Genomic DNA, 12,970 nt, shown 5'->3' with positions numbered 1-12,970 from the left:
TGTGTGCGAATTCAAGAAAAATTAAACCACCTATCCCCTAAAGAATTTAGGGAACAAGTGGTTTAGGTGTTTTGATTGGTGTCCCGTTTTCAGGGTTCACTTCATATTTTCTGAGCGTTTTAGTTTGCTCTTTATAATACGAAACGTGGTGTGAAATGCATACAAATTATTGTGTTATTTATAATGGGTATTAACATTTTTCTCTCCCTAAATTGAACCCGTTCTTTTAAAAGGTGATTTTCCTTATTTTACAAACTTGTCCATCACATCTTTATATTTTACAAACTCTTCATCTTTCATATCGCCATTCATTTGTAGAAGAAAATTGCCTTTTGCGTGTGTATGAGAGAATAACATAGGAGCAGAATTTCCTAATTCATCGTAATATTTCTTTACTTTTTCTAGGTCTTCTTTCTTTGTAATTTCGAATAATCGACCGCCTTTATCTTCACCAAGAGCAGGTACGACAATACGCTTACCTTCTTTTCGAAGGTTACCAAATTCTTTTTGTGGAAGATCGGTTGGATTTTCTGCTTGGAGACCAGCATTTTTAAATTCAGTGATAATTGAATCGACAGTTACTTTCGTTTCTTTTTTCTCTTGTTTTGATTCAGTAGGTGTTTTTCCATTGTTATTACTACATGCAGCTAAGGAAATAAGAGATAAACATAATGCTCCAATCATAAATATTGTTTTCAAAATGAATCCCCCTTAAAGTGTGTATGTAACTTTAATATAATTAAAAACAAAGGTTTTATTCAAGTTTGGAAAGAAAGGAATAGCAATCAACCGTTGCTATTCATCCAGCTTCTACTATATAATAACTATAGTCTACAATAATTGAGTCGTAATATGCGATTTTTTAAGACAATCGGTGAGAAAACGCTGAAATAAGCGGTATTAGTAGGAGGACACAAATGATTACAGTAAGTAACGTTAGTTTGCGTTTCGCGGATCGCAAATTGTTTGAAGATGTTAACATAAAATTCACGCCAGGTAACTGCTACGGTTTAATCGGAGCAAACGGTGCTGGTAAATCAACATTTCTAAAGATTTTATCTGGAGAAATCGAACCATCAACAGGTGACATACATATTACGCCAGGTGAGCGTCTTGCAGTATTAAAACAGAACCACTTCGAATACGAAGAGTTCCCAGTATTAGAAACTGTAATTATGGGTCATACTCGTCTTTACAAAGTAATGCAAGAGAAAAATACCATTTATATGAAAGAAGATTTTAGTGATGAAGATGGTATGCGTGCTGCTGAACTTGAAGGTGAGTTTGCTGAGCTGAACGGTTGGGAAGCTGAGTCAGAAGCTGCAATTCTTCTTAAAGGTTTAGGTATTGGTGAAGACCTTCATGATAAGAAAATGTCAGAATTAACTGGGGCAGAGAAAGTAAAAGTATTACTTGCTCAAGCTTTATTCGGTCAACCTGATATTCTATTACTAGATGAGCCTACCAACCACTTGGACTTAAAAGCGATTCAATGGTTAGAAAACTTCTTAATGAACTTTGAAAATACAGTTATCGTTGTATCCCATGACCGTCACTTCTTAAATAAAGTATGTACGCACATGGCTGATCTTGATTTCGGTAAAATTCAACTTTATGTTGGTAACTATGACTTCTGGTATGAGTCAAGCCAATTAGCTTTAAAATTAACACAAGATGCTAATAAGAAAAAAGAAGAGAAAGTAAAAGAGTTACAGAACTTCATTGCGCGCTTTAGCTCAAACGCATCTAAAGCGAAACAAGCAACTTCTCGTAAAAAATTATTAGATAAAATTACATTAGATGATATTAAGCCATCATCTCGTCGTTACCCATTCGTTGGCTTCACACCAGAACGTGAAGTAGGAAATGACTTATTAACTGTTGAAGGTCTTTCTAAAACAATTGATGGTGAAAAAGTGTTAGATAATGTGTACTTCACTTTAAATAAAGGTGATAAAGTTGCATTTATCGGTCGTAACGATATTGCGATGACGACATTATTTAAAATCCTTATGGGTGAAATGGAGCCAGATAGTGGTTCATTTAAATGGGGCGTTACAACATCTCAATCGTACTTCCCAAGAGATAACTCTAAATACTTTGAGAACAGTGACTACAACTTAGTTGAATGGTTACGTCAATTCTCTCCACAAGATGAGTCAGAAAGCTTCTTACGTGGTTTCTTAGGCCGTATGTTATTCTCAGGCGAAGAAGTTAAGAAGAACGTTTCAGTACTATCTGGAGGCGAAAAAGTTCGTTGTATGTTATCTAAAATGATGTTAAGTGGTGCAAACGTTATTACACTTGACGACCCAACGAACCACTTAGACCTTGAGTCTATCACTGCATTAAACAATGGTTTAATTGCATTTAAAGGTACAATTTTATTCACATCACATGACCATCAGTTCGTACAAACAATTGCAAACCGCATTATCGAAGTAACGCCAAACGGTGTAATCGATAAAGAGGCTACTTACGATGAGTTCTTAGAAAATGAAGAACTTCAAAAACAAGTAGATGCAATGTACAAAGGTCAATAATAAATGATGAAAACCCTCGCTCTCGTTTTGAGAGCGAGGTTTTTTTTATAAATTGTATTTTATGGATTGTGAATAATTATTCAAAAATAATTTTATTGAAGGAAAGAGATTTGAATGTTGTACATAGAAGAATGGCTGAAGCATAAATAACTGACGAAATATAATATACATTAAAAAATAAATGTTATCTATTGTGAATTTAATTATATTACATTAATGTTCCAGAACTGGAGACATATTTATTTGCGAAGTAGGGAATAAAGGTATATAGTATGTGATGTCATAATTAGTGGATGAATCTTGGGAGAAAACAGAAAATGTTACAAATTTATTTTGTTAAATAGAAACCAAGGTCAAAATGTATAGAAAGAAATAGTTGAATAAATACTAGCTTCAAATTATAATTACTAGTATTCTTCATATAGTTAAATAAATAGAATCTATTTGAAGATAAAAAATTGAATAGAGAGACAGACTTATAAAAAAATAAGCCTTGGATGATCAAAAGAGGTGGAGAAATGAAACAATTCTTATTAAAGAGCAAAAGCGTGCTAAGCAATCATTTTGGATTCTTTCTGTTTGCCGTTATTTTATTTTGGCTCAAAACATATGCGGCTTATGTAACAGAATTTAATTTAGGTATTTCAAATACAATCCAAAAATTCTTGCTGTTTTTCAACCCGCTTAGTTCAGCAGTTCTATTTTTAGGACTTGCATTATTTGCAAAAGGGAAACGATCTTATATTTGGTTAATTGTTATCAACTTGTTATTGTCGATTCTTTTATATGCAAACGTCGTATACTATCGCTTTTTCAGTGACTTTATTACGTTCCCGACGTTGACACAAACGAATAACTTTGGAGATTTAGGTGGTAGTATTGTTGCGTTGCTACATCTTTATGATCCGCTATACTTCTTAGATACAATTATTTTAATTGTGTTAGTTGCAACGAAATTTGCAAATCCAAAACCAATTCGTGTTGCGAAGCATAAAGTATCACTAGTATTTGTAGCAGGTATTTTATTATTCAGTGTTAACTTAGGACTTGCAGAATCTGACCGTCCTGAATTATTAACAAGAACGTTTGACCGAAATTATATTGTGAAATATTTAGGGGCGTATAACTACACAATTTATGATGGAATTCAAAGTGCGAAAGCATCAACGGAAAGAGCGTTAGCTGATGGAGATAATATGACAGAAGTAAGAAATTATTTAACATCAACTTATGCTAGTCCGAATCCTGAGTATTTCGGTAAAGGTAAGGGAATGAACGTAATTTATATTCATTTAGAGTCATTCCAAAACTTCTTAATTGATTATAAATTAAACGGTCAAGAAGTTACGCCGTTCTTAAACTCATTTACAAAAGATGCGAATACGCTTTATTTTGATAACTTCTTCCATCAAACAGGACAAGGGAAAACGTCTGATGCGGAGTTTATGTTAGAGAATTCTATGTTTGGTTTACCACAAGGGTCTGTATTTACAACGAAATCTCATAATACGTATCAATCAGCACCAGCAATTTTAGGACAACAAGGATACACATCAGCTGTATTCCATGGTAACTATAAAACATTTTGGAACCGTGACGATATTTATAAATCATTTGGTTTTAATAAATTCTTTGATGCTTCATACTATGATATGAACGAAAAAGATGTAGTAAACTATGGATTAAAAGATAAACCATTCTTTAATGAATCCATTCCGTTATTAGAAACATTGAAACAACCGTTCTATACGAAGTTTATTACGTTATCGAATCACTTCCCGTATCCGATTGATAAAGAGGAAGCGACAATTGAACCAGCAAACACAGGTGACTCGTCTGTAGATACGTATTTCCAAACAGCACGTTATTTAGACGAATCTGTAAAAGGTTTCATCGATTACTTGAAACAATCTGGTTTATACGATAATTCTATTATCGTTATGTACGGAGACCATTACGGTATTTCAGATAATCATAATGCAGCAATGTCAAAAGTAATGGGTAAAGAAATTAACTCATTTGAAAATGCACAGTTACAACGTGTACCATTTATCGTTCGTGTACCAGGTGTGAAAGGTGGCGTACAACATCAATATGGTGGTGAAATTGATGTTCTTCCAACTCTTTTACACTTACTAGGAACAGATACAAAAAATTATGTTCAATTTGGTTCAGATTTATTATCACCAGATCATAAACAAGTTGTTGCGTTCCGTAACGGCAACTTCGTAAGCCCAACAGTTACTGCATTAAACGGCAAATACTATGATACAACGACTGGAAAACCAGTAGAATTTACAGATGAAATAAAACAAAATGAACAAATGGTTCAAAACTCGTTAAAATACTCTGACCAAGTCGTAAATGGTGACTTATTACGATTCTACACACCGGAAGGATTTACACCGATAGATCGTTCGAAGTATAACTATAACAATCGTGATAAAAACAAAACGAAAGTAAAAACGACTCCGGAAGGGGAAGCTAAATAAATAACAAAAGGCACTATTCCTATGAATAGTGCCTTTTGTTTGTAAATAAAACATCATCATGAGATAGAACCATCTGTTGCTTTCTGTTTTGCCTTTCCGAAGAAAACTACACCGGCAATAATGATAATGATGAATGCCCATTTTATGAAAGGGTTACTTTCGAAAAATGCAGCGAACCATTTCTCGTCTACAATCATTTTCGCAGCGGTATAAGCTAAAACAGCTGCTCCAATCGTAATGATGATAGGATAACGGTCAACCCATTTTAAAATTAATGTACTGCCCCAAACTACTACTGGAATTGAAACTAATAGCCCGATGATTACTAAAGAAAAGTTGCCATGCGCAGCTCCAGCAACAGCGAGAACGTTATCAATTCCCATCAATGCATCAGCAATGATAATGGTTTTAATAGCAGACCAGAAACCTTCTTCCGCCTTAATATCGTGATCTTTGCCTTCAGCAATTAATTTGTAAGCGATCCATATAAGGAGTACACCACCAATTAGAAGTAGCCCTGGTATTTTTAACAACCAAACGACAACTAAAGTAGCGAGGGCTCTAATCGCGATTGCCCCGATAGTTCCCCATATAATAACTTTCTTTTGTTGATCTTTCGGTAATCGTCTTGCTGCTAACCCAATTACAATGGCATTATCACCTGCTAACACTAAATCAATTACAATAATGGCAAGTAAGGCTGACAAATATTCAGCTGAAAGGAAATCCATATACATATCACTCCTTAAGAGTAATATGTGCTAAAGTGTTGATAATATAAAAAATAGGATTGACTTTGTATATTCAATCCATAATTTCTTACTGTATTTTGATAAATCTGTTTTAATTTCGTATCAATCGCCTTTGCAATCTCTTTTGCTTTTCGATTCATCTTTTTAATACGGTTTTTTCTTCTACTATCCAAGTTTTTACTTCTGATTTCATGAATAGATCTATCTTCCTTAGCACGAAAACGTCGTATTTTTTTACGAAGGAGAGAGGGGGAATTGAGTCGAATATACGAGGAGTAATTCCAAAAACGATAAAAAGACTTGATTCCTAGTTAAAGGAAATCAAGTCTTTTTATTACATACGATTATCGTGCCAGAAGTTTAATGGGAAGTGTTCGTTCTCACTATAGGCTTCTAATTCATATCCTTTTTCTTTCAGCCCTTTAATAATACCAGGTACTGCTTTTACGGACTGTGGATGAATGTCGTGCATAAGGATAACTTCTGTTGGCTTGTTTGCACCATTAATAACGTTTTCTACAATTTTAGCTGATGCAGCGTCAACCGGCATTTTGTTATATCTCCAGTCTAATGAATCAATTGTCCAATCCCAAACTTTTAGCCCATTCTCAACAACTTTGTTGCGAAGCGCTTCGTTTAATCCTGGCATTGAGCCGTAAGAAGGACGAGTTAATACTGGTGATTTACCTAGAACGCCAGCGATTAATCCTTGATCTTCTTTCATCTCATCTACGTAATGACCTTCTGTGTAAAGTTTCTTGTAGTTATGAGTCATACTGTGCATCCCAACGTAGTGGCCTTCAGCATCTTCACGCTTTACAAGATCAGGAAAAGCTTTTACATTTGAACCAATAAGGAAGAATGTTGCTTTTGCATTTTCTTTCTTTAACATATCTAAAAGCTCAGCTGTGTATTTTCCAGGACCATCATCAAATGTTAAATAAGCTACTTTTCTAACTTGCCCATTGTATTGTTTTGGAGCTTCTTTCGGTGCAAGAGACGATTGAATTTCACTTACAAGTTGAACAGATTTTGCTTCATCCTCTGTACTTGCTAGAGCAGTATGTGTTGATCCTAAAGCCGCTTCGTATGTAAATAATACCCCTGCGCAAATCAAAATAGCCCTTTTCACTAAAGTTGTCATTCGAATTCCATTGTGCATAATTTTCCTTCTCTCTATAAAAGTTCTACTCTACTATATTAGCAATTATAGGGAGGTAATTGCAAAAAAACTTTTTTACAAGTGCAAAAAAGTTTGTCCAAAAGTATGCAAGATTTCATACTTTCGTACCACTTCATTTTCGTTCCAATTATTGATTCGAATATTTTTGTTTTTTATTAAGATATTGGTAAAGAAACAATTAAATGAAAAGGGAGGGGGAATATGGCTAATTATATTTGCAATACATGTGGAGTACAGTATTCCTAAAATGAAGAAGCACCTTCTCGTTGGAAAATTTGTAATGAAGAAAGACAATATGTGAATCCAATTGGACAGTCATGGACAACATTAGAAACTATGCAAAATAGCAATTTATACAAAAAGGAAGAAATGTTTATTTTATCTTGATATCCATATAATTAATTTTATATGAATTTAATACTAAAGGCCTACTATTTATAAACTAATAGGCCTTTCAACTTAAGTAGTTCTCACACTAATGAGGGATGTTAAAGGAAATATATGTTACCTATAATAATGACTGTAAAGCTTTGGAAAATGAAAAGGAGGAGATTTGCATGAAGAATTGGGTTCAATTTAGAATTGCAAGACCAACAGATAAATTTGAAGAAGTTATAAGTTTTTATGAGACGGGGTTAGGATTAAAGCGTATAGGAGAATTTCACAATCATGAAGGATATGATGGAGTTATGTTTGGATTACCGGATGCCGAGTATCATTTGGAGTTTACAACGCATGTTAACGGAAGTCCCTGTCCGGCACCGACAAAAGATAATTTACTAGTTTTTTATATGCCTAATAAAGATGAAATTGAAAAAATAGTGAATCGATTAAGCAATATGGGCTATCATGAGGTGGAACCAGAAAATCCGTATTGGATAGAGAAAGGAATCACAATAGAGGATCCAGATGGTTGGAGAATTGTGCTAATGAACGCATTTGAATAAAGAAGCTCTTTTCGTATGTAATGAAGTGTAACAAAATGATTGAGTCATAAATCCCTACAGCATTTGTAGGGATTTTTATATAAGAAGATTTAGTTAAGGGAGTTATTAAAAAGTATAGAGTATTAAGTCATATAGAAGGTACAGGCCAAGAAATTATTGTACAAATGAATGGGAAACCAATTCATGCATGGGTAGCATCTGCTGGTATTGGTGGAACTCTAATGGGGGGTATAAAGCAGTAAAGAATTATACAAAAAAATTGAGCTACATTTAGTAATGCCTGCTGAATTGCCTTATGGTTCTGAACAACCACCAAATGATTTAAAGAAATATGCTGGATCAGGTGGGTTCGGCTTAGGAAGGAAACAGGAAGACAATTTGATAGAAAAACAATGGACTTATTCATATGAAGAGACCTTGTATGAAAATAGGAACGTCTGCGGCAGCGAATTTATTAGCCGCTAAACAAATTGGGAGAGAAAAAGGTTCTGATTTTAATGTAGTTACAGTTTTTCCAGACGCAGGGTCCATAGAAGAGTGGTCAGATGTAAAGAGCTTACCAAAAATAAGGAGAGAATCAAACCATTAAAAGTTCTTTCATATTCTATTTCTTACACTATAGGAAATCGATAAAACGAAAACCTGTATATGTAAAATGTACAGGTTTTTCGTAGGGGTTTTAGATGTTTGTAGCAACTAAAAAATTTCACATACCGAATTTAAAAAGTAAATATAGGAAAACCAAAAAGTAATGTAGAATATATCGTACATACATATATGAAGTCAACATAAAAAATAAAGAGGTGGGTATATGTTACTTGAAGAAGTAATGCAGCAACTAGAGGAATACGGAACAGAACAGAATCGTAAAACGTATAAAAACCACGGAGCGAAAGAGCCACTATTCGGAGTTAGTTTTGCTAATTTAAAATTGTTAAAAAAGAAGATAAAAAAAGATCATGATTTAGCAATTTCATTATGGGAAACAAAAAATATGGATGCAATGACTTTAGCAACAATGATATTAGATCCAAAAAAAGTTACGACAGAACTACTAAATAAATGGGTACAGGAAGTTGATTATTATTGTTTAATGGACGTTTTAATGACGGCTATTTGTACGTCGCCAATCGCGATAGAAAGAATGGAAGACTGGACAAAGTCTGATGATGAATGGATTGGAAGAGCAGGCTGGGCTTTATTAGCAAATATAGCGATTAAAAATAAAACGTTACAAGATGATTTCTTCTCTCCTTATCTAGAAGAAATTAAAGTAAATATACATAATGAAAAAAATAGAAAAAAAGAAGCAATGAATAGTGCTTTAATTGCGATAGGAATTCGTAATGAAGACTTAGAGCGAAAAGCGATTGAAATTGCACGTGAAATTGGAAAAGTACACGTTGATCACGGAGCAACGTCATGCAAAACACCAGACGCAGAGTCGTATATAAAAAAAGCGAGAGAAAGAGCTGCAAAAAAGAAAGTGAAATAAGAAAAGGGGAACGGTTATGAAAGCAATGGAAGCGGCAAAAAGCATCATTACATCACACTTTCCGAATTGTGATGTAGCTTTACTTGGAGGAAGCGTTGCAAGAGGGGAAGCGACAAAAACATCTGATCTGGACATTGTAATAGTTGATCAAAGTTTAACGTCTTGTTATCGAGAATCTTTCTATAGTAATGGCTGGCCTGTTGAAGTGTTTGTACATAATTTTGAAACGTATAAAACCTTTTTTAAAATGGATTGCGATCGCGGGAGACCTTCGTTACCACAATTAGTTGCAGAAGGTGTTGTATTAAAAGGTGAAAATGAAATTGTTGAAAAACTAAAAAGAGAAGCAAATAATTTACTAAATAAAGGACCAGCAAAATGGACCGAAGAAATGATGAAGCAGAAGCGGTATTTTATTACAGATACTTTGGATGATTTTATTGGTGCATCAAAAAGAGAAGAAGAGTTGTTTATCGCGAATTTATTAGCTGATTTATTACATGAATATGTATTAAGAGTAAATGGGAAATGGCTTGGAAGTTCAAAATGGTTTATAAGGGTACTTAGAAAATATGATGAACAATACGCAGATCAATTTGTAGCGGCGTTCGATCATTTTTATACAACGGGAGAGAAAGGAAACTTAATTACTTTTGTAGAACAAACGCTAGAACAGTATGGAGGAAGAATGTTCGAAGGGTTTTCTATAGGAAAATAAAAAGGGGATAGCATAATGAATGTACCATTTGTTCAATTAAGAGAACTGACATTAGATGATGTAGAAGATCGATATCAATGGTCATTAGATACACAAGTAACGAAACATTTAGTTGTACCAGATCAATATCCACCGTTCACTCGTGAAGATACAAAAAAATGGATTGAAGCATGTATAAATCGAAAAAATGGTTACGAACAAAGAGCTATCACTGCGGAGAACGGCATACATATTGGATGGGTAGATCTTAAAAACTTTGATAAAACAAATAAAAATGCAGAATTGGGAATCGCGATTGGTAATAAAGAATACTGGGGTAAAGGGTATGGAATAGCCGCCCTATATAGTATGTTACATGTAGCATTCTTTGAGTTTGAATTAGAAAAAGTATGGCTACGTGTAGATGAAGATAATTTACAAGCTAGAAAGAGCTATGAAAAGGCTGGTTTTGTATGCGAAGGGTTAATGAGAAATGATCGATTACGTAAAGGTCAGTTCATTCATCGCTATCGTTATAGTATGTTAAGAGAAGAATATCAATCTTTAATTAGTAGTTTGTAAAAATATTATGTTAACTAAAAGGAGATAGAGAAATATGATTCGATTACTTACGAAAGAAGATGCAAAAAAATATTGGGACTTACGTTTACAAGCATTACAAGTAAATCCAGAGGCATTTGTAACAACTTATGAAGAGGCGATTCACCAAGAAAATCCGATTAAGCGAGTGGAAAGTAATTTAACAGCTGCTACTAGTTGTACATTTGGTGCTTTTAATGAAGAGCATCAATTAGTTGGAGTTGTTACTTTACTAACAGAAGAGAAAGATGCGTATAAACATAAAGGTCATATCGTTGCGATGTATGTAGATGCAAGCAATCGAAGAAGTGGTCTTGCACGTGAGTTAATACGTAAGGCAATCGAAAAAGCAAGAGAAATGAACTTGGAACAATTGACATTAGGTGTTGTATCTACTAACGAGCCAGCAAAAAGGTTGTATGAATCAATAGGCTTTAAAACGTATGGGATTGAAAAGAGAGCTATAAAGATGAATGGTGTGTATAGTGATGATGAACATATGGTTTTGTTCCTTTAAAAGAGGGAGTTTACTATGAAAGATCTCTATTTAGAAAAAAATATGAACCCGCAAGTAGCAATTCTATATGCGACAGTTGCCGATACATTTAAACGGTTGCAAAAGTTAGTAGAGGGTACCGATGAGAAAGAACTGTCTTTTAAAGGGTTAAAAAATAATGAAAATAGTATTGGACAACTACTTCAACATTTAGCAGTTGTCGATTTGCATTGGGTATACCGCTTAAAAGGAGAACCCGTTCCACTGGCACTTGATAATATATATGGACCTATGTTAAATGAAGCAGGAGAGCTGCCCAGTTTAAGAAAACATACATTGCAACAATTAATACAAGATTATGAAGCAGTGCAACATATGTTTTATGAGGAATGTTTGAAACTAACAGAAAATGATTTAACACGAGAGGTTTTTTATCCGACTTTAATGGGCAGTAAGACCCCCACCTCAAAATGCAGCGAAAGCAAAGAAGTTAGGTGGGGGATCAACTGCCCATAAAAGTCCGATTGGTTCAACTAATAATCAGTGGGGGATGAACAAAACCCCCACTGATTAAAGTTTCACTTTATGAAAAGGGAGAAAATGCGACTATAAGGTGGGGAATATGGCATATAGCTGATCATAATCGGTACCATCAAGCTCATATTAGTCAGTTAAGAAAACTATATAGAGCTAGAATGCATACGAGATAAAGATTTCGAATTTTAATTATATTTAATTTGTTGTATAGTATAAGAAGAAACTAAACAAGGGGTTTTATAATGAAAGCTATTGCAGTAGGGATATTGGCATCATTTTTCTTTGCCTTTACCTTCGTTTTAAATCGGGCAATGGACCTAGAAGGTGGAAGCTGGATTTGGAGTGCATCATTACGGTACTACTTTATGGTTCCAATGCTTTTACTTATTGTCATGTATAGAGGGAATTTAAAGCAACTCTTTCAATATATGAAAAACAATCCGAAAGAATGGTTAGTGTGGAGTATCGTTGGATTTGGTCTCTTCTATGCACCACTTAGTTTTGCTGGAGCTTTCGGACCTGGTTGGCTCGTTGCATCAACATGGCAAATTACGATCGTAGCAGGGATTTTGTTAACACCATTTTTTGCAGTAGATCCGTTACATAAAAAACTCCCAATGAAGGAATTAGTTATGTCGGGTATTATTTTATGTGGGGTTGTACTTATGCAAGTAGAACATGCTTCTTCATTAGGAATTCGTGAAACCGTTTTATGTGTAGTTCCTGTACTTATTGCAGCGTTTGCGTACCCTCTTGGAAATCGAAAAATGATGCAAGTTTGTAAAGGGGAATTAGATGTATTTCAGCGAGTTCTCGGTATGACATTAGCAAGCTTACCATTTTGGTTTTTACTATCTGGTTATGAAGTATCAACAGGTGGTCTACCGTCAAGTAGCCAAGTTTTCCAATGTTTTATAGTAGCAGTTAGTTCAGGTTTAATCGCAACGGTATTATTCTTCTTTGCGACAGATCTTGTAAAAGATGATCCGCAAAAACTAGCAACAGTGGAAGCAACTCAGTCCGGTGAGGTTTTATTTGCGCTAGTAGGAGAACTTATCTTGTTATCTGCACCAATTCCGTCATTTTTATCTTGGATTGGTATGAGTCTAGTTATTATTGGAATGATACTACATAGTTATGTAGCGGTCGTTGTGAAGAAAGAAGAAAAAATAACGGCATAATGAGATTAGCTCTTTATATAAAGAGCTAATCTTTTTTCATAGAAAGG

General features: G+C 34.3%; 11 protein-coding genes and 4 pseudogenes. 11 read left to right on the top strand and 4 right to left on the bottom strand.

Translation table 11 applies throughout. The annotated features are described in order from the left end of the window. Positions 1-243: 243 nt before the first annotated feature. Positions 244-684 (bottom strand): stress protein, encoded by a 441-nt coding sequence (locus PDQ33_RS13810; protein ID WP_086708300.1) that lies wholly within the window; start codon positions 682-684, stop codon positions 244-246. A 233-nt stretch (positions 685-917) separates the two neighbouring features. On the opposite strand from PDQ33_RS13810, the gene PDQ33_RS13805 reads away from it, so the two are divergent. Then, complete coding sequence (locus PDQ33_RS13805; RefSeq protein ID WP_270755899.1) at positions 918-2,543, top strand: ABC-F family ATP-binding cassette domain-containing protein; 1,626 nt, start codon at positions 918-920, stop codon at positions 2,541-2,543. 518 nt (positions 2,544-3,061) lie between these two features. Beyond that, entirely contained in the window at positions 3,062-5,035 is a 1,974-nt protein-coding gene (locus PDQ33_RS13800; RefSeq protein WP_000808752.1) for an LTA synthase family protein, read from the top strand. 56 nt (positions 5,036-5,091) lie between these two features. Here the strand turns inward: PDQ33_RS13800 and PDQ33_RS13795 are convergent, their stop codons facing one another. The 3 genes and pseudogenes from PDQ33_RS13795 to PDQ33_RS13785 all read right to left on the bottom strand — a co-directional run bounded on the left by PDQ33_RS13795 (position 5,092) and on the right by PDQ33_RS13785 (position 6,949). Further along, positions 5,092-5,766 (bottom strand): TerC family protein, encoded by a 675-nt coding sequence (locus PDQ33_RS13795; protein ID WP_000346935.1) that lies wholly within the window; start codon positions 5,764-5,766, stop codon positions 5,092-5,094. Positions 5,767-5,878: 112 nt separating this feature from the next. Further along, positions 5,879-6,041: pseudogene (locus PDQ33_RS29185) on the bottom strand (DUF3841 domain-containing protein); the annotation flags it as partial. 80 nt (positions 6,042-6,121) lie between these two features. Further along, positions 6,122-6,949 (bottom strand): peptidoglycan-N-acetylglucosamine deacetylase, encoded by an 828-nt coding sequence (locus PDQ33_RS13785; RefSeq protein WP_000551424.1) that lies wholly within the window; start codon positions 6,947-6,949, stop codon positions 6,122-6,124. Positions 6,950-7,171: 222 nt separating this feature from the next. Between PDQ33_RS13785 and PDQ33_RS13780 the strand changes: the two are divergent. The 9 genes and pseudogenes from PDQ33_RS13780 to PDQ33_RS13735 all read left to right on the top strand — a co-directional run. Then, positions 7,172-7,336 (top strand): annotated as a pseudogene (locus tag PDQ33_RS13780) (hydrolase); the annotation flags it as partial. Positions 7,337-7,527: 191 nt separating this feature from the next. Beyond that, positions 7,528-7,917 (top strand): VOC family protein, encoded by a 390-nt coding sequence (locus PDQ33_RS13775; protein ID WP_000800664.1) that lies wholly within the window; start codon positions 7,528-7,530, stop codon positions 7,915-7,917. Between the two features lie 119 nt (positions 7,918-8,036). Beyond that, positions 8,037-8,506, top strand: a pseudogene (locus tag PDQ33_RS13770) (cysteine synthase family protein); the annotation flags it as partial. 222 nt (positions 8,507-8,728) lie between these two features. After that, positions 8,729-9,412 (top strand): DNA alkylation repair protein, encoded by a 684-nt coding sequence (locus tag PDQ33_RS13765; RefSeq protein WP_061130982.1) that lies wholly within the window; start codon positions 8,729-8,731, stop codon positions 9,410-9,412. A gap of 16 nt (positions 9,413-9,428) precedes the next feature. Further along, positions 9,429-10,130, top strand: a complete 702-nt coding sequence (locus tag PDQ33_RS13760) for a nucleotidyltransferase domain-containing protein (protein ID WP_061130983.1) — start codon at positions 9,429-9,431, stop codon at positions 10,128-10,130. A 15-nt stretch (positions 10,131-10,145) separates the two neighbouring features. Next, a complete protein-coding gene (locus PDQ33_RS13755; protein ID WP_001102434.1) occupies positions 10,146-10,691 on the top strand; it encodes a GNAT family N-acetyltransferase in 546 nt (181 codons plus the stop codon). Between the two features lie 34 nt (positions 10,692-10,725). Continuing rightward, positions 10,726-11,226: a GNAT family N-acetyltransferase gene (locus PDQ33_RS13750; protein WP_061130984.1), complete on the top strand. Its 501-nt coding sequence runs from the start codon at positions 10,726-10,728 to the stop codon at positions 11,224-11,226. Positions 11,227-11,241: 15 nt separating this feature from the next. Further along, positions 11,242-11,915, top strand: a pseudogene (locus tag PDQ33_RS29180) (DinB family protein). A gap of 69 nt (positions 11,916-11,984) precedes the next feature. Next, a complete protein-coding gene (locus PDQ33_RS13735; protein WP_000643663.1) occupies positions 11,985-12,923 on the top strand; it encodes a DMT family transporter in 939 nt (312 codons plus the stop codon). Positions 12,924-12,970: the final 47 nt, after the last annotated feature.

Origin of the sequence: Bacillus cereus group sp. Bc031, assembly GCF_027716265.1 — a bacterium.
GTDB classification, from domain to species: domain Bacteria; phylum Bacillota; class Bacilli; order Bacillales; family Bacillaceae_G; genus Bacillus_A; species Bacillus_A paranthracis.
Note: the sequence above shows the minus strand (reverse complement) of the source record. Positions and strands in the feature narration are given on the sequence as shown.

What these genes read in the sequence shown, in the direction of transcription:
- PDQ33_RS13810 (WP_086708300.1), bottom strand. Translation starts at nt 684, where the DNA reads ATGATTGGAGCATTATGTTTATCTCTTATTTCCTTAGCTGCATGTAGT.
- PDQ33_RS13805 (WP_270755899.1), top strand. Translation starts at nt 918, where the DNA reads ATGATTACAGTAAGTAACGTTAGTTTGCGTTTCGCGGATCGCAAATTG.
- PDQ33_RS13800 (WP_000808752.1), top strand. Translation starts at nt 3,062, where the DNA reads ATGAAACAATTCTTATTAAAGAGCAAAAGCGTGCTAAGCAATCATTTT.
- PDQ33_RS13795 (WP_000346935.1), bottom strand. Translation starts at nt 5,766, where the DNA reads ATGGATTTCCTTTCAGCTGAATATTTGTCAGCCTTACTTGCCATTATT.
- PDQ33_RS13785 (WP_000551424.1), bottom strand. Translation starts at nt 6,949, where the DNA reads ATGCACAATGGAATTCGAATGACAACTTTAGTGAAAAGGGCTATTTTG.
- PDQ33_RS13775 (WP_000800664.1), top strand. Translation starts at nt 7,528, where the DNA reads ATGAAGAATTGGGTTCAATTTAGAATTGCAAGACCAACAGATAAATTT.
- PDQ33_RS13765 (WP_061130982.1), top strand. Translation starts at nt 8,729, where the DNA reads ATGTTACTTGAAGAAGTAATGCAGCAACTAGAGGAATACGGAACAGAA.
- PDQ33_RS13760 (WP_061130983.1), top strand. Translation starts at nt 9,429, where the DNA reads ATGAAAGCAATGGAAGCGGCAAAAAGCATCATTACATCACACTTTCCG.
- PDQ33_RS13755 (WP_001102434.1), top strand. Translation starts at nt 10,146, where the DNA reads ATGAATGTACCATTTGTTCAATTAAGAGAACTGACATTAGATGATGTA.
- PDQ33_RS13750 (WP_061130984.1), top strand. Translation starts at nt 10,726, where the DNA reads ATGATTCGATTACTTACGAAAGAAGATGCAAAAAAATATTGGGACTTA.
- PDQ33_RS13735 (WP_000643663.1), top strand. Translation starts at nt 11,985, where the DNA reads ATGAAAGCTATTGCAGTAGGGATATTGGCATCATTTTTCTTTGCCTTT.